Genomic DNA, 23,683 nt, shown 5'->3' with positions numbered 1-23,683 from the left:
ATATCGTCTACATTAATAAGTAGCTTTTGGCAATAAATAATTACCTTTTTTAACCTAAAAAAACTGCAAACTATTAGTTGAAAATGAGCTGAGGGAAGAATATTTTCAAATATAATTTTTTATAAAACAATAAAATTCATCACAATATTAGTTAAAAAAAATGGTATTACCTAACAAAATATCGATATAAGGTTATTTTTTTTCGGTAAAATGCAGTTTTTTTAAAAAATCGAAATAATTTAGTGTTATTGTATTAATTGCACTACAAAATCTTCAATTTTAGAAAGTAAATTAACCTTTATTGCCGTAGTTTTAAGTGTGATTTTATTGTATTTAGATACATAAATAGTAGAAAAGCCTAACTTTTCGGCTTCTAAAATACGTTGCTCTACACGTTGCACAGGACGAATTTCTCCAGATAAGCCAACTTCGCCTGCGAAACAAACATCTTTTGGTAGAGGTTCATCTTCGTTTGAAGATAGTATTGAAGCTACAACTGCCAAATCGATAGCGGGGTCATCAACCGTAATACCTCCTGTAATATTTAAAAATACATCTTTAGCCCCTAAACGGAAACCTGCACGTTTTTCTAACACAGCTAGAAGCATATTTAAACGTTTGGCATTAAAACCTGTGGCACTACGTTGTGGCGTACCATAAACTGCTGTACTTACAAGTGCTTGTACTTCTATCATTAAAGGTCGCATACCTTCTAAAGTTGCAGCAATGGCATTACCCGAAAGGTCTTCATCTTTTTTTGAAATTAAAATCTCTGAGGGATTGGTAACTTCTCGCAACCCACTACCTTGCATTTCGTAGATACCAATTTCGTTGGTAGACCCAAAACGGTTTTTGTGAGCCCGCAAAATTCTGAATACATGATTACGGTCGCCTTCAAATTGCAAAACGGTATCGACCATATGCTCTAAAATTTTTGGTCCTGCAATATTACCATCCTTTGTAATATGGCCAATTAAAATTACTGGTGTTGCTGTTTCTTTAGCGAACTTAATTAACTCTGAAGTACATTCTTTTATTTGCGAAATACTACCCGACGACGACTCGATATAATCGCTATGTAAAGTTTGTATACTATCTATTATAACAACATCGGGCTGTAAGGCTTCAACTTGCTTAAAAATATTTTGGGTTTTGGTTTCGGTTAACACAAAACAATTTTCACTATCGGGTTTTATGCGTTCGGCACGCATTTTTATTTGTTTTTGGCTTTCTTCACCAGAAACATATAAAGTTTTATAAGGCAACTGTAATGATATTTGTAGCAATAAGGTACTTTTACCAATACCTGGTTCGCCTCCCAATAATATTACAGAACCAGGAACAATCCCTCCACCTAATACTCTATTAAACTCACTATCTATTGTGTTTAATCGCGTTTCTTTAGCCGAATTAATTTCGTTAATTCGTAATGGAACAGATGCTTTTTTTAAGTTTGTTGAAGGCGTTGTTTTCCAATCGTTTTTTTCTGGTTTTTGTATAACTTCTTCAACAATGGTATTCCATTGTTTACACGCATTACATTGCCCTTGCCATTTGGAATATTGCGTTCCACAGCTCTGACAAAAAAAACTAGTTTTAACTTTTGCCATTAAAGTCCGAAGTCCTCTTTTATAGTTTCTACTCGAATTAACACATCGTCTTTCGTAATTCCTGCAATTTCTTCAAGATCGAATGCGGCCTGATAAGCTTTTAAGGCTTTTTTAGGTTTTCCTGTTTCTTCTAAAAAGCGTCCTTCGTAATAACCTCCTAATAAAGATTCTGGGTAGTCTTTTTTTGCTAGTTTACTTAACCTGTCGTAATCTTCAAACAACTCATTTTTTTCTATAGCTGCAGATATAGCTTTAAAATCGTTAACTAAAATTTCTTTTCTAATACCGTACAAATCGTAAATGGTTTTGTATTTATCTTCAAGATAAGTAACCGGAGAATCATCTAACTCCACAATAACTTCTTTGTACTCCTTTCTAGAAATTGGCTGAAATACCTTAAACATATTTTCAATAGCACTGGGGATGGCATGTGTTGGCACCCCATAATGCGAAGTCACTTCAAAACTATCGAATTTATAATTTACATTCGGGTTACTCACACTTTGTAAATCGGTATTTAAAGCGTTTGTCATTTCCACTATACTTCCAATATCCTCTTTGGTATTAGCTAAATAATAAAAGATTTTAGATTCTGTTTTTCCTAATACTTCAGGAATATAATTTAACATATTAGGTGCTAATTCTGGACTTATGGATATATAACCTTGAAAAATAGGATTCGGTTTTAACAAATAATAGTTTATAAAATTTGCTGTACTACCATGCCCTACAGCCACTCTAAAAGTTCCTGCATTAAAATTACGCTCTAAATATGGAATTAGTTCCATACCTAAAAACTCGAAAAACACAGCACCAGTTTCAGAAGGCAGAGAACTCATTTGTGAATACATACAATCATCGAAACGTGTTCCAGATTGATTTAAACCAACTACTAAGGCATCTGGCATATCTTCCCAATAGGAAAAATAATCGGTGTTTCCAGCTACGGCTTCAAACATATAATCGCCATCTAAAACTAAAAATAACGGATAGGTTTTATTACTATCGGGATTGTAACCGCGCGGTAATTGTATTTTTAATTCGCGCTTATCTCGCAATTTTTCCGATTGAAAAATTTCGTATTTTACTTGAGCTTCAACATATATTATTGAGCAGATAAAGAACAAAAAGAAAAACGTATTTTTATTCATTTTTTAAAGATTTGAGATTTAAAATGCAAGTTACTAAAAATTAATATAGCTCGGAAAACCAGATTTAAATCTTAGTTTTAGTGTTTTTTCTATTAAAAATAGGTAAATAAACTAACGAAAAGCCTCCTAAAACTATGATTGCAAAGGTTTGCGATGCCCACATAATCCAACCAAAAGCTCTACTAGGATCTTCTGCAATACTAAATAATGAAAAAGCTAAAACTATGGCCTCTGGATACGAACCAATACCGCCATTTGTAGCAGCGATACTAAAACTAGCAGCAATAAAAGCTATTAAAAGTGCTGCAATGGGTAAATTACTTGTTTCGGGTAAAGCAAACGAGGTTACATAAAACATGAGTAAATACATGAGCCAAATAAAAAGCGTATGCCCTATAAATGCCCATTTTTTCTTCATTTTAAAAATACTTAAAACACCTTCTATAAGGCCAATTAAAAAGCCTTTAACCTTTAAAGCAAATGTAGATTTACTTTTGTTTATTAGCCAAACAATTACCCCCAAAAATACCAGACCTCCAAAAGCTGCTATAATCAATTTTAAAGGATTAAATTTTTCGATTAAAAACCCATAAATAAAATCGAATTCGAGCATTAAAGTAATGGCAATAATACTTAACATAACTACCATGTCGGCAACCCGTTCGGCAACAATAGTACCAATACCTTTTTCGAAAGGTACGTTTTCGTAATTTGTTAAAATAGAAGCACGAGCCACCTCACCAGCTCTTGGTATGGTATAATTTATTAAATAGGTAGCAAAAACAGCCATAACACTATTTCCTAATTTAACTTTATACCCCATTGGTTCTAGCTGAAAACGCCAACGATATGCCCTAGATAAATGACTTAACAAGCCCAATACCATTCCTAAAAAAATAAACGCGTAATCGGCTTTTTTAAAATATCGTATTAATTCTTCAATCGAAATTCGAGACAACGAATACCAAACTAAAAAAACTCCCAATAATAATGGGAGTATAATTTTTAAACTATTTTTTATGTTGAATTTCAAAAGAAATTATTTCAGCAAATTGGTGGCTTCGTCTGGAAAAACTAAGGCCGGTTTAAAGGTTTTAGCTTCTTCAATTTCCATAAATGCGTAGGTAATTAAAATTAAAGTATCGCCTAAGGCTACTTTTCTGGCTGCCGCACCATTTAATGTAATTTCGCCACTGTTTCGAGGCCCTGGAATACAATAAGTTTCTAAACGCTCGCCATTGTTATTATTTACAATTTGAACCTTTTCTCCTTGTATTATATTAGCTGCATCCATTAAGTCTTCATCAATAGTTATACTACCAATATAGTTGAGTTCTGCACCAGTGCATTTTACTCTATGAATTTTAGATTTTACTACTTGTATTTGCATATGGCAAAGATAATTAATTTAGTGCGATATTATCTATAAGTCTTATATCATCTGCGTATACCGCTATAAACGCTCTGTATTTCTTTTTATCGGATTTTCTATAAACCGGTTTAAGAGTTTCTGCATCGGCAATTATAAAATACTCTAACTTAAGTAAATTATGCTCTGCAAATGCTTTAGTAACCCACTGTGTAACTAATGTAGCACTTTTTGTGCCAAAATGCGCTTGAGCAGACTTTAAGGTTTTGTAAATAAAAGGAGCCGCGTCCTTATACTTTGGTTTTAACCTCGTATTACGTGAGCTCATCGCTAAACCGTTAGCTTCTCGATAAATAGCACAACCTACAATTTTTACTGGTATACTATGCTTTTCAACCAATTTTTTAATAATGGCTAATTGCTGAAAATCTTTTTCACCAAAATAAGCACGATCTGGGGCAATAATTTCGAAAAAGCGTTTTACAATAGTTCCAACGCCATCAAAATGCCCATGTCGAAATTTACCTTCCATTTCAAGTTCTAACCCATCAAAATCAAACGATTCCGACACGGTATTTCCCTCATAAATATCTTCGACTGTTGGCGCATAAACCAAAATATCGGATTCACTCAAAGTCTTTAAAAGGCTAACATCTGCATTTAAGGTTCTTGGATATTTTTCTAGGTCGTCGTTATTATTAAATTGCGTAGGATTTACAAAAATACTGACCACCACTTTATCGTTTTCCTTTAAAGCTCGTTTTACCAATTGCAAATGGCCTTCGTGCAAAGCACCCATTGTTGGCACCATACCTAGGTTGCTGTTAATTTGCCTCAGCGCAGCAATTGCAGCTGTAATTTCTTCTTTTTTATTATAAACTTCCACGCCTTAAAAAAATTTAACGGGTGCAAACTTAAGATTTTACGGCCAATTAGCATAAATTTTTGTAGTTTTGCATGTTTTTTAAATCGAAATTAAAGAAAATAAGCTTTTTATTTCGATGAAAAACAAATCAATAATTACTAGCGATTTTTTAAAAAATCGTTATCAGTCAACAAAAACAAACATATGAAAGATAAGAGGATATTATATGTATCATCTGAAGTAGTGCCTTATTTACCCGAAACCGAAATTTCTTCTATGTCTTTTGAAGCGCCAAGATTGGTGAATCAACAAGGTGGACAAATTCGTATTTTTATGCCAAGGTATGGTAATATTAACGAACGCAGACACCAACTACACGAAGTAATACGTCTTTCCGGTATAAACTTGGTAATTAACGATTTAGATATGCCACTAATAATAAAAGTAGCATCGATACCAAAAGAGCGCATTCAAGTTTATTTTATTGACAACGACGAGTATTTTAAAAGAAAAGCTACGTTAACCGACGAAGATGGCAACTTATTTCCAGATAACGATGAACGCGCCATATTTTTTGCAAAAGGTGTTATTGAAACTGTTAAAAAATTAAATTGGTCGCCAGACATTATACATGTTCATGGTTGGTTGGCTGCTTTATTACCGTTATATTTAAAAGAATATTACAAAGACGAGCCGTTATTTAGCGACAGCAAAATAGTTACATCGGTTTACAACCAGAGCTTCGACAACATGCTAAATAATGATTTAATTAATAAAATTAAATTTGACAACATTACCGAAGACGCTATAAAAATCTTAGACAAACCAACATACAACAATTTAATGAAGGTTGCTATCGACCAATCGGACGCGTTAATTGTTGGGTCAGAACATATTCCAGAAGAGCTTGATGCTCATATAAAAGCATCAGACAAACCAACCTTAGAATACAAAAGTAGAGACGAATTTGGCGAAGCTTATACAACATTTTTCAATAATTCCGTTTTAAGCTAAACAGTATTTCTTATAAAAATCTATGAAAAAGAATTTTAAAGCCCTTAAGTTTTCTGTTGCTTTTTTTATGCTTGCATTATTTTTTATTGCTTGCGACAAAGACTTTAACGTAATAGAAAGTGATGTTTTAGGTAGAAACAACTCCAATTTTTCAACGGAATTTAGCGAGTTGCCTATAGTTGCATACAATAAAAAATTAGATTCGATTCAAATAAATGGATTGTCATCAAATATGCTAGGTGTTTTTAACGATCCTGCTTATGGGCAAACCGTTGCTAGTATTGTAGCTCAAGTTACCCCATCAACATACACAGCAACCATTGGAGATAACCCAGAAATAGAATCGGTAGTTATAAATATTCCTTATTACAGCACTATTGTAGATTACGACGAAGACGGCAATGCGGAATACGAATTGGATTCGGTTTACGGCAACACATCAAAATCTATAAAACTATCTATTTATCAAAATAATTACTTTCTAAGAGACGCTAACCCAAATACAGAAGATAATAGTGTTCAAAACTATTACTCGAACTCTAACAGCACTCAAAACTCAATGTTAACTGGTACGTTTACTGTTAATTTTGACAATCATATAGGAGAAACAATTTTAGAAGACCCAGATTTTAAAGTAAGCGCTCTAAGTAATGAGGTAATTACAGATACAGATACCACTTACGCTGCACCCGCCATAAGATATACAATTACAGATGAAGACGACCTAGCATTTTGGTTTAACACATTTATTGCAAAGGCCGAGGACCAAGAATTAAGCAACGAAAGCGAATTTAAAAACTATTTTAGAGGCCTTTATTTAAAGGCTGAAGCCAACGATAACGATGGTAGTTTGGTTTTATTAAATTTAGCTTCAACCGACGCCTCTATAACAATAAACTACACCGAAGATTCTACAACTGCTGGCGAGCGAATTGATGCCACATATACCTTAAATTTCTCAGGAAACATAATAAACCCAATTATAAACAACTATAACTTAGTTACCTTTCCAACTCCAAATAAAACTGAAGGAGACGATAAATTATACCTAAAAGGTCAAGCAGGTTCTATGGCTATAGTTGATTTATTCCCAGATGGCGTTCAAGCTTTTAAAGACGAATTTTTAAACGGTGATGGTGACTTATTAAAACTTATTAATGAAGTTCATTTAGAAATTTATGAAGATTCCGATATAGAAATTGGCACATACGACGAAACTTTTCATAGATACGATCGCATTTATGCTTACGATATTAAAAACAACTCAATCACGTTCGATTATGCTAGCGATGTAACAGCTAATACAGTAACACCTGTAAGCTCAAATATAATTAGTTTAAGTCAACGTGATACTATTTCGGGTAAATACAAAATTCGTTTAACCGAACATTTTAATAATATTATTTTAAACGACTCAACAAACACAAAAATTGGTTTAGTAATTTCTAATAATGTAAATTATACCACTACAGCCGAAATTTTAAATAGTGAAGACGAAGTTACGGCAATTCCTGCCGCGACTTACATTTCGCCAAGAGGAACTATTTTACATGGAAGCAACGAAAACATTCCAGACGATAAACGTTTAAAACTTAAACTATTTTTTACCGAACCAAAATAAAAATTAGCTTAGTACCATATTAAAAACCTCAACAACTAAACATTATGTGCGGAATTGTAGGATATATTGGCCATAGAGATGCATACCCAATTATTATTGAAGGCTTAAAACGACTAGAATACCGTGGGTACGACAGTGCAGGAATTGCACTTTACAACGGTAAAACACTTCATGTTTCTAAAACCAAAGGAAAAGTTTCCGATTTAGAAGCTCGTTTTGAAACAGAAACATCAAAAGAGGGCACTGTTGGTATTGGCCACACGCGTTGGGCAACTCACGGGGTTCCAAACGATATTAACTCTCACCCGCATACTTCAAACTCCGGAGATTTAGTAATTATTCATAATGGTATTATCGAAAATTACGAATCGCTTAAACAAGAATTAACAACTAGAGGTTACACCTTTAAATCGGACACCGACACCGAAGTTCTTGTTAATTTAATTGAAGATGTAAAATTGCAAGAAAACGTAAAACTTGGACAAGCAGTACAAATTGCCTTAAACCAAGTTATTGGCGCATATGCTATTGCAGTATTCGATAAAAACAAACCCGAAGAAGTTGTTGTAGCTCGTCTTGGTAGCCCATTAGCTATTGGTATTGGCGAAAAAGACAACGAGTTTTTTATAGCTAGTGACGCCTCTCCGTTTTTAGAGTACACCAAAGATGCCGTGTATTTAGAAGACGAAGAATTAGCCATAATTAGCCGTAAAAAAGGTGTTAAAGTTCGAAAAATTAAAGATGACAGCTTAGTACCGACATACGTGCAAAAACTGCAGCTTAATTTAGAGCAAATAGAAAAAGGCGGTTACGAGCATTTTATGCTTAAAGAAATTCACGAGCAACCAAAAGCTATTAGAGACACCTATCGTGGTAGGTTACTACGTAACGAAGCCATTATTAAAATGGCCGGTGTAGAAGATAATATGAAAAAGTTTCTTAACGCCAATCGTTTTATAATTGTTGCCTGCGGAACTTCATGGCACGCTGGTTTGGTAGCCGAATATATTTTTGAAGATTTAGCACGAATTCCTGTTGAAGTTGAATACGCTTCAGAATTTAGATACCGAAATCCTGTAATTACCGAAAATGATGTGGTTATTGCCATTTCGCAATCTGGAGAAACAGCCGATACTTTAGCCGCTATTAAGTTAGCGAAATCTAAAGGTGCTTTTGTTTTTGGTGTTTGTAATGTGGTTGGCTCATCAATTGCACGTGAAACTAATGCAGGTGCTTACACCCATGCAGGACCAGAAATTGGTGTTGCTTCAACAAAAGCTTTTACCACTCAAATTACGGTATTAACTTTAATGGCATTGCGACTTGCAAGAGCAAAAGGCACAATTAGTAGTTCCGATTTTAGAAAGTACTTACTAGAGCTGGAAATGATTCCAAATAAGGTTGAAAAGTCTTTAGAATCTGATGCACACATCAAACTTATATCCGATATTTATAAAGATTCAAACAACTGTTTATACTTAGGAAGAGGTTTTAATTTCCCAGTAGCCCTAGAAGGCGCATTAAAACTCAAAGAAATCTCATATATTCATGCAGAAGGCTATCCGGCTGCCGAAATGAAACATGGTCCCATTGCCTTAATCGACGAGAACATGCCTATTATTGTAATTGCCACAAAAAAAGGACACTACGAAAAGGTAGTAAGCAACATTCAAGAAATAAAATCAAGAAAAGGAAAAATTATTGGCATAGTAACTGAAGGCGACCAACAAGTTAAAGCATTAGCAGACCACGTTATTGAAGTTCCAGAAACTTTAGAGTTTTTAACGCCGTTATTAACCACCATTCCTTTACAGCTATTATCCTATCATATGGCAGTTTTGTTAAACAAAAACGTTGACCAACCACGAAATTTAGCAAAGTCTGTTACGGTAGAATAATTTTTCAAGTTGCTTTTTCCAAAACCAAACTCTAGAAAAGAGTAATTCTCACTTATAAAGCACTTCTTTTAAACAAATAATAATTTTTTTAGTCGTTTTTTGTTAAAAAACTAATATGCATGCATAATTTTTTCTATTTTTATGTTAAGTAATATATTATTTACATATATTGCTTATTCGAACTAAAACTAAATTTTATAGATGAAAACAATTCTCCAATTCTTTTTGTTACTATTTTGCGGCCTATCCTTTTCGCAAACAACCATTTCGGGTTCGGTAGTTGATGACAACGACCAGCCAATTCCCGGAGCAAACATTTTAATTTTAGGAACCTCGACAGGAGTTGTAACCGATTTTGATGGCAACTTCACATTAACCTACGGCCAAAATCCACCATTTACAGTACAAGCTAGTAGTGTTGGCTTCGAAAGTTCCTCGATTAAAGTCACCCAAAACAACCAAAAATTAAAATTCACCTTAAAAGAAGGCACCACGCTCGACGAAGTTGTAATTTCTGCATCTAGAACACCAGAACGTGTTTTCGAATCGCCAGTAACTGTAGAGCGTTTTGGGTTAAAAGAAATTAAAAATACGGCTTCGGCCGATTTTTACGACGGATTAGAAAACTTAAAAGGTGTCGATGTTAACACCAACAGTTTAACCTTTAAATCTGTAAACACACGTGGATTTGCCACCTTTGCAAACAACCGTTTTATGCAACTAGTTGATGGTATGGACAACTCTACGCCAGCATTAAATTTCCCTATTGGAAACCTTGTTGGTATGACAGAAACAGATGTACTAAGCGTAGAACTATTACCAGGAGCATCATCGGCATTATACGGTGCCAATGCCTTTAACGGTATATTATTTATGCGCAGTAAAAACCCTTTCGATCACCAAGGCATTAGTGGTTCGGTGAAAAAAGGAATAACCTCACAAGAAGCTGCTGGCGACAACGGCTATATCGATGTTAATTTTCGTGCCGCTTATAAATTTACCGAACATTTTGCAGCCAAAATTAATTTTGGGTATTTAAAAGGTACCGATTGGGCCGCTACTAGCGAAGTGGACAAAATAGACCCAACAAGAACCCGAGCAGATTTAAATTACGATGGAATAAATGTTTATGGTGATGAGGTTTCGGCAAATATACGCTCGGAAGCACCAGACGCAATTAAAGGAATTATGCCAGACGTTGAAGTGAGCCGAACTGGATATAACGAGCGTTACTTAACCGACTATAATGCCGAAAGTATAAAAGCAGACTGGGGCTTATATTTACGCCCTTGGGCAAACGATTTTGAAATTCAATATGTTGGTAAAGTTGGTACAGGATCTACTATTTACCAAGGAACAAATCGCTATTACATCGATAACTTTTTCCAACAACAACATAAATTAGAATTTAAAAACGATAACTTCTTCTTAAGAGGTTACGTGGTTGCCGATAAAGCTGGAGATTCTTACGATATGGTATTTACAGGTATTAATATTAACCGTGCCTGGAAAAGTGACGAAGATTGGTTTAGACAATATATTGAAACTTATGCAGGAGCAACTCTTGGTGGTGCAACAGAAGCACAGGCGCATGCCGCGGCAAGAGCACAAGCGGAAGATGGCAGATACGAACCTGGTTCGCAAGAATTCATAAATGCCTTTAACCAAAGTATAAATGATCCCGATTTATCTACAGGATCTAAATTTCAAGATGCCTCTAAATACTATCATGCCGATGCCAATTATAATTTTGGACATTTAACAGATTGGGCCGAAATTCAAGTTGGTGGATCGTACAGACGCTATAGTTTAAATTCATTTGGAACCATTTACACCGATACCGACGGCCCAATCGACTATTCAGAATATGGTTTATACACACAAATTCAAAAAACCATTCCTTTTGACGAGGAACTAAGTTTAAAAATCACAGGGTCGGCTCGTTATGATAAATCTGAATTTTTTGATGGTTTTGTATCACCTCGTTTATCTTTAGGTTTAACACTTAACAAAAACCACAACATTAGAGCCTCTGTACAAACCGGTTTTAGAAATCCAACAACTCAAGATTTATTTATTGGTTTAGATGCTGGTAGAGCTATTTTAGTTGGTTCTGCCCCAGATAATTTAGACAGATATTCAAGAACCTTCGATTTAAGTACAGAAGGCCAAGCCTTAACGCAACAGCAAAGCATAACACAAACAGGTCGTGTTGCTTACGAAAACTCGTATACAGCAAGCTCGGTGTTAGAATTAGCCGAAACTGGAAACCCTGCTGTTTTAGAAGTTTCGAACCCAAACCTTATTAAACCAGAACAAGTAACTTCGGCCGAAGTTGGATATCGTGGTAAATTCAACAGTATTATTGTAGATTTTAGTGCGTATTACAACAAATACCAAGATTTTATCTCACAAGAAGTTGTTATTTCCCCTTTTTACGGTACTGTAGGAGATGGTGGTGCTTCGGTAGCTGCTATTGCAAACGACGATTACCAAGCATACAGCACCTATACCAACTCACCAGCAGATGTAAACTCATACGGTGCCTCTTTAGGTTTATCGACTAAAATATTTGGAAATTTCGATTTAAGCGGAAGTTATACTTACGCAAAATTAGATTTCGATCGTGATAGATTCCCCGATTTCACAACAAACTTCAACACGCCAGAACATAAGTTTAAAGCATCTTTTGGAAATACCGAATTATTTAAAAACTTCGGTTTCAACGTTGCATACAGATTTAGTGACGACTACTACTGGGAAGCTACTTTTGGGAACGGTTTAGTTCCAGAATTTCACGTGGTTGATGCTCAAATCAATTTAAAAGTGCCAAATATTAAGTCCGTTTTTAAAGCTGGAGCCACTAACCTTTTAGGAGACGAATACTTTACTGCATTTGGTACAGGAAACATTGGTTCAATGTACTACGTTTCTTGGACAATTAACAACCTATAATTATGAAAAAGATGATGAACATAAAATACCTATGGCTAATTGTTTTATTCGTTGGATTTGTTTCTTGTAACGATCCAGAAGATGTTTTAGCCGACTTTAATATAGACACAAGCACAGAAACCGTACCTACCCTAACAGCAGGCTCGGTTGATTTCTCAACCTACGTAGCCGTAGGAAACTCGTTAACAGCAGGTTTTACAGATAACGCACTTTTTATTGCCAGTCAAGAAAACTCTATACCTAATATTTTATCTCAAAAATTTCAATCATTAGGCGCTGGAACATTTACACAGCCATTAATGAATGATAACTTTGGCGGACTTATTTTAGGTGGAAATATAGTATACGATCCTGATACTGGCGAACAGTTATTTGCACCGCGTTTAGTAACTACTGGTGGCGCACCGTTAGCCTTAACCGATGTTATTGGAAATGTTACACCAACTACCGATTTTTTATTAAATAACCCAACAGGGCCATTTAATAATATGGGAGTTCCTGGAGCTAAAAGTTTTCATTTATTAGCTTCTGGTTATGGTAATATCTCTAACTTCCCAACTGCAGCCAACCCATATTTTATACGAATGACAGGCAGTACACCAAACGCAAGTGTTCTTGAATTAGCTATGGCTCAAAACCCTACGTTTTTTACACTTTGGGCAGGAAATAATGATGTATTAGGATATGCAACAACGGGAGGAGACGGTACCGACCCTATAACCGATGAAACAACATTTAATTTTGCTATTAATACACTTGTAACTTCACTTACATCCAATGGCGCAAAAGGCGTAATGGCAAATATTCCGTATGTAACAGACATTCCGCATTTTACAACAGTACCTTATAATGCGTTAGATCCTACAGATGAAGACTCAGGACCCGATTTAGTTGCACAAATACCAACTTTAAATACTGTTTACGGTGCTTTAAACCAAATTTTCTCGGTATTAGACCCTTCAAGAATTATAACCTTTTCTGAAACTCAAGCTAACGGTGTTGTTATACACGATGAAACACTTACAGATTTATCTATGCAAATAACCGCCTCTTTAAGCGCAAGCGATAGTTTTTCACTATTTGTGCAAAGCCTTGGTTTATCTGAATCTTTTGTGCCACTTGTAGCAACTTTAATGGGTAACTATTACGGACAAGCAAGACAGGCAACAGAAGACGATTTATTGGTTTTACCTAGCAGTTCAGTGATAGGTGAAGTTAACACCACTTCGTATGCTACACTTTTAGGTTATAACTTATCACCTGCATTAGCAGCTCAATTTTCTGTTGAAGGTATAACATTACCTTTAGAAGACAAATGGGTATTGCTACCAAGCGAACAAGAAGACATAAAAACAGCAACAGATTTATTTAATGCAACTCTTAAAACTGTAGCAGACAATGCAGGTTTAGCCTTTGTTGATGCTAACGCTTTATTAACGGAATTAGCAACAACTGGTTTAGCGTCAGATAACTTCATTTTAGAATCGAATTTAGTTACTGGCGGTGCTTTTTCTTTAGACGGAGTACATTTAACAGCCAGAGGTTATGCCTATTTAGCAAATGAATTCATGAAAGCTATCGATGTAACTTACGGGAGCAACTTTGAAGCTTCAAACAACTTGGTAGATATAGGAAACTACCCTACAAACTATTCGCCTTTGCTACAATAAGTTAAAATTTTCACAATTTATAAAACACCTTCAAATTGGAGGTGTTTTTTTATTATGAAAAAACACAAAAAAACAACTTTCAATTTAAATTAAAAGGTATATCTTTGCACGCGAAAACTAAAAGTGTTTTCATTTAATTAAAACACATAATATTAAACAAATAAGCAATGTCTAAAGTTACAGGTAAAGTTGCACAAATAGTTGGTCCAGTTATCGATGTTGAATTCGCAGCTGGTTCAGAGCTTCCAAAAATTTATGATTCATTAGAAATACAAAAGCCAGATGGTTCTGCTTTGGTATTAGAAGTACAATCGCATATTGGCGAAGATACTGTTCGTACTATTGCAATGGACTCTTCAGATGGTTTAAGTAGAGGAACTGAAGTTATCGCAACTGGTGCACCTATACAAATGCCAATTGGTGATGCCGTTTACGGACGCTTATTTAATGTAATTGGTGATGCTATTGATGGTTTAGGAAACTTACCTAAAGCAAATGATGCGGGTTTACCAATTCACCGTCAAGCCCCTGCGTTTGACCAATTATCAACTTCAACCGAAGTTTTATTTACAGGTATTAAAGTAATCGATTTAATTGAGCCTTATGCAAAAGGTGGTAAAATTGGTTTATTTGGTGGTGCCGGTGTAGGTAAAACAGTATTAATACAAGAGTTAATTAATAACATTGCAAAAGGTCACGGTGGTTTATCAGTATTCGCTGGTGTAGGTGAAAGAACTCGTGAAGGAAACGATCTTTTACGTGAGATGTTAGAATCTGGTATTATTAAATACGGTGATGATTTTATGCACTCTATGGAAGAAGGTGGATGGGATTTAGCAAAAGTAGATAAATCTGCTATGAAAGATTCTAAAGCAACTTTCGTATTCGGACAAATGAATGAGCCACCAGGAGCACGTGCGCGTGTTGCCTTATCTGGTTTAACAATTGCTGAATATTTCCGTGATGGTGCTGGCGACGGACAAGGTAAAGATGTACTTTTCTTCGTAGATAACATTTTCCGTTTTACACAAGCAGGTTCAGAGGTGTCGGCGCTTTTAGGACGTATGCCATCTGCCGTAGGATACCAACCAACATTAGCAACCGAAATGGGTGCGATGCAAGAGCGTATTACTTCAACTAAAAAAGGATCTATTACATCTGTACAAGCGGTTTACGTACCTGCAGATGATTTAACGGATCCGGCTCCAGCAACAACGTTTGCTCACTTAGATGCTACAACAGTATTATCTCGTAAAATTGCCGAGTTAGGTATTTACCCAGCGGTAGATCCATTAGATTCTACTTCTCGTATTTTAACTCCAGATATTTTAGGAGCAGATCATTATAACTGTGCGCAACGTGTAAAAGAGCTTTTACAACGTTATAAAGAGTTACAAGATATTATTGCTATTCTTGGTATGGAAGAATTAAGTGAAGAAGATAAAATGGCTGTAGGACGTGCAAGACGTGTACAACGTTTCTTATCTCAACCTTTCCACGTAGCAGAACAGTTTACAGGTATACCAGGTGTATTAGTAGATATTAAAGAAACTATTAAAGGTTTTAACATGATTATGGATGGTGAATTAGATCACTTACCAGAATCTGCATTTAACCTTAAAGGTAGCATTGAAGAAGCTATTGAAGCTGGTGAGAAAATGTTAGCTGAGGCTTAATTGGTTGATAGTTTTTCCAACAACAACCCTTACTAACAACAAACAACTAAAAGAATATGTATTTAGAAATTGTATCACCAGAAGCGACACTTTTTAGTTCGGAAGTAGATTCTGTTGTTGTACCAGGTATAAATGGAGAGTTTGAATTATTAAAAGGACATGCTCCTATAGTTTCTCTTTTAAAAGAAGGTACTGTTAAAATAAGAACACACTCTCAAAGCCATTTAGAATTAGATGATTTACACGGTAGTGTTGTTCCTCATAAAGACGACAAGAAATTACTAACTCTAGCTATTAATTCTGGTACTTTAGAAATTAATAATGATAAGGTTATTGTTTTAGCTGATTAAAACAATCGTTCATAAAAAAAAATGCGAAGCAAATGCTTCGCATTTTTTTTTATAACAACCTAAATGTTAATTAAATTAGTTTACTATAAACCAAGTAGTTATTTTTTTATATTTGAACAACCAGCTACTCTAAACTATTTAATTAATTGACATTAAAATACACCACAACAAATCTAATTTTCAATATTAGGTTGCTCATTATTATTTCTGCATTAAATTCATTTTACACATTTGCAGGAACTACACCTTTTGTTACGACCTGGCTTGCGGGCGATGAAGTCGACAATTTTGGCATTAGATTAGATAATTCTGTTTTAATACTTACCAACGGAAACGGTCATAATTTTACTGTAGATTGGGGCGATGGTAACATCACTACAAATCATACAGGAAACGCCAGTCACGATTATGAATTTGCAGGTATTTACACCGTTAGTATTACCGGCGATTTCCCAAACCTAAATTTTGCTTACCAAGACCGTTTGCTAACCATTGAGCAATGGGGCGACAATAAGTGGACATCTATGCACAACATGTTTAATGGATGTTATCGTCTTAAAGGAAATTACACCGATCGTCCTGACACATCAAACGTTAACGATATGTCTTACATGTTTTATGGAGCTCAAAGTTTTAATGAATATATTGCCAACTGGGACATTAGCAACGTTACTAATATGGAAAATATGTTTTTTAACGCATACAATTTCAATCAAGACCTTGGTAATTGGAATGTTAGTAATGTTATAAACATGAGCAACCTGTTCACCAACGCCAGGTCATTCAATCAAAATATTGGAAATTGGAATGTTAGTAAAGTTACCTCAATGTCTAGCATGTTTGAAGGCACCAGTTTCAACCATGACATTGGTAATTGGAATGTAGCACAAGTTACAGACATGAGTAATATGTTTTACCTAAACGCGGATTTTAATCACGATATAACTCGATGGGATGTAAGTAACGTTATGGACATGAAACAAATGTTTTCTCATGCCTTTAAATTCAACCAAGATATTAGTGTTTGGGACGTTAGCAATGTACTTAACATGAGCAATATGTTTTATGCTGCAGAAGCTTTTAATCAAGACATAGGTATTTGGGATGTTAGTAAAGTAACAAATATGGAGCTTATGTTTGGGTTGGCTAACAATTTCGACCAAGATTTAAGTAACTGGAATGTATCGAACGTATTAAAAATGTTCGGAATGTTTACAGGCATTACATTATCTACCCCAAACTACGACTCCTTATTAATAGGTTGGTCGAAGCTAAATTTAAGTTCAAATGTCGAGTTTCATGGTGGCTACAGCACCTATTGTTCTGCAGAAGATGCTAGAGAAAAAATAATTACAGAATATAATTGGAATATAATTGATGGTGGTTCTGTTGCGCCAATACTAAATAATTTAACCGACCAAAACGTTGTAGATAACTTTATTTTTCCGCAAATTAAAGGTGAAAAATTAACGGGAAACGAAAAATATTACACCCAACCAGATGGTAATGGTATGGCCTATAATTCTGGAGATAGCATAAATTTTGAAGATTTCGATTCCTATCCCATTCAACTGTATATTTACTCAAAGTACAATGCTTATTGCAGCTCGGAAGTAAATTTTCCGCTTACAATAATATCAAGTGCCATTAATTGTTCTAATTTAACCTTCCCTACTCCTGGTGCTACAAATGTTGATGTTTCAACAAACATTAACTGGAACAATGTTAAGGGAGCTGAAGGCTATAAGTTATCAATAGGAACAAACTTTGAAGCAAATAACATAATTGACTCATTGAACGTTGCAAATACTACCACCTTTACGCCAGAAATGGCTTTACCCCAAAACCAAACTATTTTTGTAAAAATAACGCCTTATAATGCAATTACAGAAAGCGAATCTTGCCTTATTGATAGCTTTAAAACAGTATTAACCTATACTGGAATTCCAAAATATTTCACGCCAAATAACGACGGATATAATGATAAATGGATTATTCCAGAAACTGTTAGCTCTATTTCTAATGTGCTAATATTTAACCGTTACGGTAAATTATTAAAACAATTAAATGACCCCTACTCTGGATGGGATGGTACATACTCAAAAAAAATGTTGCCAAACGACGATTATTGGTATAAAATAATATTTACTGATGGCTCCTGGTTAACAGGTCATTTTTCCTTAATCCATTAAATAAAATTATTACCTAATAAAGGCGTAACAATTATTTAAAACATACCATCAAAACTTAACCCTAAAATATAAACGCATAACATAAAATTAAGACACCAACATTTACTATAATGTAATTTTACTTACATGAAAGTTAAGTTTAAAACGGTATTACCTTTTGCTATTGTTTTAGCGGTGTTTTTTCCTCTTATTTTTGTTTCTAAAGAAGCAACTTCAATTTTTATAAATAGTTTTCATACGCCTAAATTAGATTCCTTTTTTATAAAAACAACATGGTTAGGTGAAGGTTTCATGCTAATAAGTGCATTACTTTTAATTTTGGTAAAAAAAACAAAATGGATAATTGCTTTTTTAATAGGACTTGCCATTCATTTTATTTTTATTCAAATAAACAAACTGCTATTATTTCCTGATGTCTTAAGGCCACTTGGGTACTTTGAAGCTATCGGTAAAGAACATTTACTTTACCGCATAGAAAACCTAAGAGTATACAGAACAACTAGTTTTCCTTCTGGGCATACAACAGGAGCAACATTCGGTGCAGCATTTATAGCTTTTGCTTTTAAAAAAATACGAAGTGTTTCTTGGGTTATGATGACATTATCGGTATTTGTTGGGCTGTCACGAATTTATTTAATTCAACATTTTCTAATCGATGTTTATTTTGGCTTATTATTTGGGTTTGTATCTGCAGTATTAGCCATTGTTCTAACAAAAAGAATTCATAAAAAATATGCTTGGATGAATAAATTTTTAATACCAAAATTTAAACATTTAGAAGTTTATATTGAAGAACCCGATGTTATCGAAGAATCTTGGAATTCCAACTAAATACAATGTTTCAATTTGTTAAAAAACATAAATTAAACATTGCTGTATTTTTAATTAGCTTAATACTATGCTTACTAGGTTCAGGACATTATCCTATCTATATTTTAGACGAAGCTAAAAACGCCGAAGCTGCAAGAGAAATGTTAAGCAATGGCAACTTTATAACGCCTTATTTCAACAACATTTTAAGAACGGACAAACCGCCTTTACATTACTTTTTTATGATTTTAAGTTATAAAATATTTGGTGTAAATGCCTTTGCTGCTCGTTTTTTTTCTGGTGTATTTGGGGCATTAACCATGGCAACCTCTTACCATTTTGTAAAAAAAAACACAAACAAAACTAATGCCTTAGTTTATATTTTAATATTATGGTCGTCGGTATTTTTTGTACAAGAATTCCATTTATCGGTTCCAGATCCTTATTTAATTTTCTTTATAAGTGCAGGGTTATGGTGTTTTTATAATTTTCAAGTTAGCAACAACAAAACATCACTTTGGCTATTTTATGTATGTTTAGCCTTTGGTGTATTAGCTAAAGGACCTGTTGCCATTGCCCTACCCGGCTTAATTTGTTTAATTTTTATTATAGCTACAAAACAATTTAGTATTAACGGAATTTTTAAATATAAACCTATTTTAGGCTTATTAATTATTTTAATAATTGCTTTGCCTTGGTATATTTTAGTACATATAAAAACAAATGGAGCTTGGACTCAAGGTTTTTTTATTGACCATAATATAAATCGATTTGGAAGTAAAATGGAAGGCCACGGAGGTATTTTTTTAATCACCTGGGCATTTGTTTTATTAGGGCTAATGCCTTTTTCATTTTTTATAATTAACGCCATTAAAAACGCCTATTTTAATAGAAAAAATACATTAACCTTATTTGCATTAATTGTTTCAAGTGTATTTATTGTATTCTTTAGTATTTCTGGCACAAAATTACCAAACTATACCATGCCTTGTTATCCGTTTTTGGCATTTTTAATAAGCTTGTATTTAGTTAAAACTTTTCAAAATAATAAAAAGAAAACAGGAATTACTGTGGTAGTTATTTTAATAACAATGTTATCAGTTTTATTACCCATTGCTGGGAAATTGGCTCTGGCTAACGAAAAATCACTAACGGTTGTAAGTAATGTAGCTTATTGGTTAATCCCTACTTCAGTTTTATCGGTAATAGGATTATTTTTTTATTTAAAAAATCAGTTTAATAAATCATTTCTTAGTATTGCTTCAGGTTGGATAATGCTGGCTCCTATACTATTTTTAGTAATTTACCCTAAATTAACAAATGAAAGTCCTGTACAAGCTTCAAAAAAAATCATTTCAAAAAACAGCAAAATAATAGTTTATAAACGCTTTGATCCTGCTTTTCCTATTAATTTTAAACGAACATTTAATGTAAGTAACAAAGCTTCAGAAGTGTTTCATTTTATTGAAAATAATCCGGACGGTTTTATTATCACTAATGATAGAAACGATTACAAAATTCTTTCTGAACACAAAAACTTAGAGCTTGTTCTTGAACGTAAAGCTATTTTTGAAAATCATACAACAAGAATTTTCAGAAAAAAACAGTAATTGCCTTTTAAAAATTAATATAATCGTTGCTTTATAAAGGCCTTCTTTTGACTTTTAAAGTGATAAACAATTCCAAAAAGAGAAATAACTGCTGTTAATACAGAAAATAACAACCCAACAGTTACGGCCTTTGAAGCATCAAATAAAAACATAGACGATGCTTGTAAAAAAATCATTTCGCGTACACCAATTCCTGAAAAGGAGAATATTGATAAAACAGAGGATATTAAAAAAACCAGTATATAAACTAAATAAGTGCTAAGTGGTAATTTTAAGGATAGCAGAATAAAAACGACCGATAAACACTGCAATAATTGTATAAAAAACGATAACAGAATAGCTTTTGTTGAAATTTTTAAAAAAGAATTAAACCATTGTTTTAATATAAAAAAAGAACCTAAAGCACCCAAAATTAGTAATACGCCTAAAAGCCAAAATAAATTTTCTGTTTTAAAATAAGGTACAAAAAAGCATATTAAAACAGTTAAAAAGCTAATTGCAATTAAACCAAAAAACCTATCAATAAAAACTACTGCAGAAAGCTTTTTTATTGGCCAATTAAACGTTTTATTTAAAATGTAAACCTTATAAGCATCGCCACCAACTCCACCCGGAATAAAAAAATTATAAAACATGCCTAATAAGTATAACTTATAATTACTTTTTCTAGAAATAGCAAAACCGGAACTTATAAAAATTGAATAAAGTCGTTTAGCTGATATAATTTGAGAAAAACTAAAACATAGCAATGCTACGATAAAAAACTCAATATTTATTTTTTGTAAAACACTATAAATATCTGTAAAAGAAATATTGGTAAAAACCCAATACAACAGAATACAAGTTACCGTAATTTTAAGAAGCGTATAAAGTTGTTTTTTTGTCTCCAAAACTTGTAATATTTCTAACGTTATAAGGTGTTTTGTTTTGGGACTCGTAATAGGTGCGCATCAATAAATCTGCAACAATTCCAATTGTAAACAATTGAATACCAACTAAAATTAATAAAATCCCTAAAAATAACAAAGGTCTTGTGCCAATATCGTTACCTAAAAATTTTACAATTAATAAATATATGTTTATTAATAATCCTAAGCCAAAAAATGCCATCCCCATATTACCAAATAAATACAATGGTTTTTGAAGGTATTTACGCTGAAATAATATAAGTAGCAAATCATTCATTACCTTAAATGTTCTTCCTAAGCCGTATTTTGATACCCCAAATTTTCGTGGATGATGTTTTACTGGTATTTCGGTTATTCTGGCGCCATCAATATGAGCATTTAGAGCAATAAAACGGTGTAACTCGCCGTAAAGTGGAATATTTTTTGCTGTTTCGGAAGTCATTACTTTTAAAGCACAACCTGCATCGGAAATATGAAGTTTTGTTGCTTTTCTTATTATAAAATTGGCAATTTTAGATGGGAATGTTTTTATAATATTATCTTTTCGTTTGGCACGAATACCTGTTACCAAATCCCAGTCTTCGGCAATAGCCAGCTCTAGCATGTTTGGTATATCGGAAGGGTCGTTTTGCATATCGCCATCCATGGTAACCACATAATTTCCACGAGCAAATTCTATACCAGCAGCAAGTGCAGAACTTTGTCCGTAATTTCGTTTAAGCTCGATAAGTATCACATTAGGGTTCTCAAGATCTTTTATTTGTTGTCTGGTTTTATCTGTTGAAAAATCATCGACATAAATAATTTCATATTTATACAATTTTAAAGCATCTTCAATAGATTTTGTTAATAACCCAACGTTACCTTCTTCATTATAAACAGGTATTACTACAGATATATATGTATTAGAGCTCATTATAAATTTTAATTTTCTTGAATTTCTTTTTCTAAATTTTTGGTGTTTTTTTCAGCAAAATAATCTACATACCAATCTACAAATGCTTTAACACCATCATTTAAACTCGTTGTTGGTTTATACCCAATGGCTTTTTTTAAGCTGGTTACATTCGCAAATGTTCGTTTAACATCGCCAGGTTGCATAGGCAAAAACATTTTCTTGGCTTTTATATTTAAATTATTTTCTAAGGCTTTTATAAATGCCATAAGTTTAATTGGCTTACTGTTACCAACATTGTGTAACACATAAGGTGGTTTTTTATTTTTTGCAACTGGCGGATGTTTGCTTATTCCTATAATGCCTTTTACAATATCATCTACATAGGTAAAATCGCGTTTCATTTTACCGTTATTAAAAATTTTAATGGGTTTGTTATTTATAATGGCATCGGTAAAAAGTGACGGTGCCATATCTGGCCTACCCCAAGGCCCATAAACCGTAAAAAAACGCAACCCTGTAGTTGGTATTTTGAATAAATGACTGTATGTATGCGCCATGAGCTCATTGCTTTTTTTGGTTGCCGCATATAAACTTATGGGTGTATCTACTTTATGTTTTACAGAAAATGGCACTTTTTTATGATTACCATAAACGGAAGAGCTTGAAGCATATACTAGATGTTTTACAGGGTTTTGCCTGCAAGCTTCAAGAATATTTAAAAAACCATCAACATTACTTTTTAAATATATTTCGGGATTTTGTATGCTATAACGAACACCTGCTTGTGCTGCTAGATGAATTACAATATCGAATTTATGTGTTTCAAAAAGTTGCACAACTGCTTCCTTTTGGCATAAATCCATTTTAATAAAAAAGTAATTAGAATACGTTTCGGACTGAACCTCAACATTATTTAAAACCTTATGTTTTAAAATTCCGGTTTGTGCTAAACGGTCGTATTTAAGTTGTGTACTGTAATACTTGTTTAAATTATCGAAACCAACTACAAAATGACCTGCATTTAATAGTTTTGAAACTACATGAAAACCAATAAATCCGGCGGCACCTGTTACTAACACTTTCATA

18 protein-coding genes are annotated in these 23,683 nt (G+C 33.6%); 10 read left to right on the top strand and 8 right to left on the bottom strand.

Annotation, left to right across the window (positions count from 1 at the left end; genetic code table 11):
* Nucleotides 1-245: 245 nt before the first annotated feature.
* The 5 genes from radA to panC form a co-directional block, all read right to left on the bottom strand.
* Nucleotides 246-1,610, bottom strand: coding sequence for a DNA repair protein RadA (radA, locus tag LG651_RS04515; protein WP_226694955.1), 1,365 nt, complete (start codon nt 1,608-1,610; stop codon nt 246-248).
* Complete coding sequence (locus LG651_RS04510; RefSeq protein ID WP_226694954.1) at nt 1,610-2,761, bottom strand: alpha/beta hydrolase; 1,152 nt, start codon at nt 2,759-2,761, stop codon at nt 1,610-1,612. Before LG651_RS04510 ends, radA begins: the two co-directional genes overlap by 1 nt.
* Before the next feature lie 64 nt (nt 2,762-2,825).
* Complete coding sequence (locus LG651_RS04505) at nt 2,826-3,794, bottom strand: lysylphosphatidylglycerol synthase transmembrane domain-containing protein (RefSeq protein ID WP_226694953.1); 969 nt, start codon at nt 3,792-3,794, stop codon at nt 2,826-2,828.
* A 6-nt stretch (nt 3,795-3,800) separates the two neighbouring features.
* The gene (panD, locus tag LG651_RS04500; protein ID WP_226694952.1) at nt 3,801-4,151 is read right to left on the bottom strand and encodes an aspartate 1-decarboxylase; all 351 of its coding nucleotides are present in this window, start codon (nt 4,149-4,151) and stop codon (nt 3,801-3,803) included.
* 13 nt (nt 4,152-4,164) lie between these two features.
* Complete coding sequence (gene panC, locus LG651_RS04495; RefSeq protein WP_226694951.1) at nt 4,165-5,016, bottom strand: pantoate--beta-alanine ligase; 852 nt, start codon at nt 5,014-5,016, stop codon at nt 4,165-4,167.
* 183 nt (nt 5,017-5,199) lie between these two features.
* Here panC and LG651_RS04490 point away from each other — a divergent pair, with 183 nt between their 5' ends.
* From LG651_RS04490 to LG651_RS04445, 10 genes are all read left to right on the top strand, one after another.
* Nucleotides 5,200-6,009 carry a glycogen/starch synthase gene (locus LG651_RS04490; RefSeq protein WP_226694950.1) on the top strand — a complete coding sequence of 270 codons (810 nt, stop codon included), beginning with the start codon at nt 5,200-5,202 and terminating at the stop codon, nt 6,007-6,009.
* Nucleotides 6,010-6,031: 22 nt separating this feature from the next.
* On the top strand, nt 6,032-7,630 hold the full coding sequence (locus LG651_RS04485) for a DUF4270 domain-containing protein (protein ID WP_226694949.1): 1,599 nt from the start codon (nt 6,032-6,034) through the stop codon (nt 7,628-7,630).
* Between the two features lie 44 nt (nt 7,631-7,674).
* Complete coding sequence (gene glmS / locus LG651_RS04480; RefSeq protein ID WP_226694948.1) at nt 7,675-9,528, top strand: glutamine--fructose-6-phosphate transaminase (isomerizing); 1,854 nt, start codon at nt 7,675-7,677, stop codon at nt 9,526-9,528.
* Between the two features lie 201 nt (nt 9,529-9,729).
* Nucleotides 9,730-12,483, top strand: coding sequence for a TonB-dependent receptor (locus LG651_RS04475; RefSeq protein WP_226694947.1), 2,754 nt, complete (start codon nt 9,730-9,732; stop codon nt 12,481-12,483).
* An 11-nt stretch (nt 12,484-12,494) separates the two neighbouring features.
* Nucleotides 12,495-14,153, top strand: coding sequence for an SGNH/GDSL hydrolase family protein (locus tag LG651_RS04470; protein WP_226694946.1), 1,659 nt, complete (start codon nt 12,495-12,497; stop codon nt 14,151-14,153).
* A 167-nt stretch (nt 14,154-14,320) separates the two neighbouring features.
* Nucleotides 14,321-15,829, top strand: coding sequence for a F0F1 ATP synthase subunit beta (gene atpD / locus LG651_RS04465; protein WP_226694945.1), 1,509 nt, complete (start codon nt 14,321-14,323; stop codon nt 15,827-15,829).
* Between the two features lie 56 nt (nt 15,830-15,885).
* The gene (locus tag LG651_RS04460) at nt 15,886-16,179 is read left to right on the top strand and encodes a F0F1 ATP synthase subunit epsilon (protein WP_226694944.1); all 294 of its coding nucleotides are present in this window, start codon (nt 15,886-15,888) and stop codon (nt 16,177-16,179) included.
* Between the two features lie 146 nt (nt 16,180-16,325).
* Nucleotides 16,326-18,371, top strand: a complete 2,046-nt coding sequence (locus LG651_RS04455; protein ID WP_226694943.1) for a BspA family leucine-rich repeat surface protein — start codon at nt 16,326-16,328, stop codon at nt 18,369-18,371.
* A gap of 126 nt (nt 18,372-18,497) precedes the next feature.
* The gene (locus tag LG651_RS04450) at nt 18,498-19,202 is read left to right on the top strand and encodes a phosphatase PAP2 family protein (RefSeq protein ID WP_226694942.1); all 705 of its coding nucleotides are present in this window, start codon (nt 18,498-18,500) and stop codon (nt 19,200-19,202) included.
* Nucleotides 19,203-19,207: 5 nt separating this feature from the next.
* Nucleotides 19,208-20,791, top strand: a complete 1,584-nt coding sequence (locus tag LG651_RS04445; protein ID WP_226694941.1) for an ArnT family glycosyltransferase — start codon at nt 19,208-19,210, stop codon at nt 20,789-20,791.
* Nucleotides 20,792-20,805: 14 nt separating this feature from the next.
* Here LG651_RS04445 and LG651_RS04440 read toward each other — a convergent pair whose 3' ends face one another.
* From LG651_RS04440 to LG651_RS04430, 3 genes are read right to left on the bottom strand one after another with little or no spacing between them, the layout of a single operon-like run.
* Nucleotides 20,806-21,681, bottom strand: coding sequence for a lysylphosphatidylglycerol synthase transmembrane domain-containing protein (locus LG651_RS04440; protein WP_226694940.1), 876 nt, complete (start codon nt 21,679-21,681; stop codon nt 20,806-20,808).
* On the bottom strand, nt 21,647-22,615 hold the full coding sequence (locus LG651_RS04435) for a glycosyltransferase family 2 protein (protein WP_226694939.1): 969 nt from the start codon (nt 22,613-22,615) through the stop codon (nt 21,647-21,649). Before LG651_RS04435 ends, LG651_RS04440 begins: the two co-directional genes overlap by 35 nt.
* 8 nt (nt 22,616-22,623) lie before the next feature.
* Nucleotides 22,624-23,682: an NAD-dependent epimerase gene (locus LG651_RS04430; protein WP_226694938.1), complete on the bottom strand. Its 1,059-nt coding sequence runs from the start codon at nt 23,680-23,682 to the stop codon at nt 22,624-22,626.
* Nucleotide 23,683 lies beyond the last annotated feature (1 nt).

Origin of the sequence: Neotamlana sargassicola, from assembly GCF_020523965.1 — a bacterium.
In the GTDB taxonomy this organism is placed as follows: Bacteria; Bacteroidota; Bacteroidia; order Flavobacteriales; family Flavobacteriaceae; genus Neotamlana; species Neotamlana sargassicola.
This window is presented reverse-complemented; position numbering and strand designations above follow the sequence as displayed.

Bases quoted from the DNA above. Each gene is read 5' to 3' on its own strand.
- LG651_RS04470 (WP_226694946.1), top strand. From the start codon at position 12,495: ATGATGAACATAAAATACCTATGGCTAATTGTTTTATTCGTTGGATTT.
- atpD (WP_226694945.1), top strand. From the start codon at position 14,321: ATGTCTAAAGTTACAGGTAAAGTTGCACAAATAGTTGGTCCAGTTATC.
- LG651_RS04460 (WP_226694944.1), top strand. From the start codon at position 15,886: ATGTATTTAGAAATTGTATCACCAGAAGCGACACTTTTTAGTTCGGAA.
- radA (WP_226694955.1), bottom strand. From the start codon at position 1,610: ATGGCAAAAGTTAAAACTAGTTTTTTTTGTCAGAGCTGTGGAACGCAA.
- LG651_RS04475 (WP_226694947.1), top strand. From the start codon at position 9,730: ATGAAAACAATTCTCCAATTCTTTTTGTTACTATTTTGCGGCCTATCC.
- panD (WP_226694952.1), bottom strand. From the start codon at position 4,151: ATGCAAATACAAGTAGTAAAATCTAAAATTCATAGAGTAAAATGCACT.
- LG651_RS04485 (WP_226694949.1), top strand. From the start codon at position 6,032: ATGAAAAAGAATTTTAAAGCCCTTAAGTTTTCTGTTGCTTTTTTTATG.
- LG651_RS04430 (WP_226694938.1), bottom strand. From the start codon at position 23,682: ATGAAAGTGTTAGTAACAGGTGCCGCCGGATTTATTGGTTTTCATGTA.
- LG651_RS04450 (WP_226694942.1), top strand. From the start codon at position 18,498: ATGAAAGTTAAGTTTAAAACGGTATTACCTTTTGCTATTGTTTTAGCG.
- LG651_RS04435 (WP_226694939.1), bottom strand. From the start codon at position 22,615: ATGAGCTCTAATACATATATATCTGTAGTAATACCTGTTTATAATGAA.
- LG651_RS04510 (WP_226694954.1), bottom strand. From the start codon at position 2,761: ATGAATAAAAATACGTTTTTCTTTTTGTTCTTTATCTGCTCAATAATA.
- LG651_RS04490 (WP_226694950.1), top strand. From the start codon at position 5,200: ATGAAAGATAAGAGGATATTATATGTATCATCTGAAGTAGTGCCTTAT.
- LG651_RS04445 (WP_226694941.1), top strand. From the start codon at position 19,208: ATGTTTCAATTTGTTAAAAAACATAAATTAAACATTGCTGTATTTTTA.
- glmS (WP_226694948.1), top strand. From the start codon at position 7,675: ATGTGCGGAATTGTAGGATATATTGGCCATAGAGATGCATACCCAATT.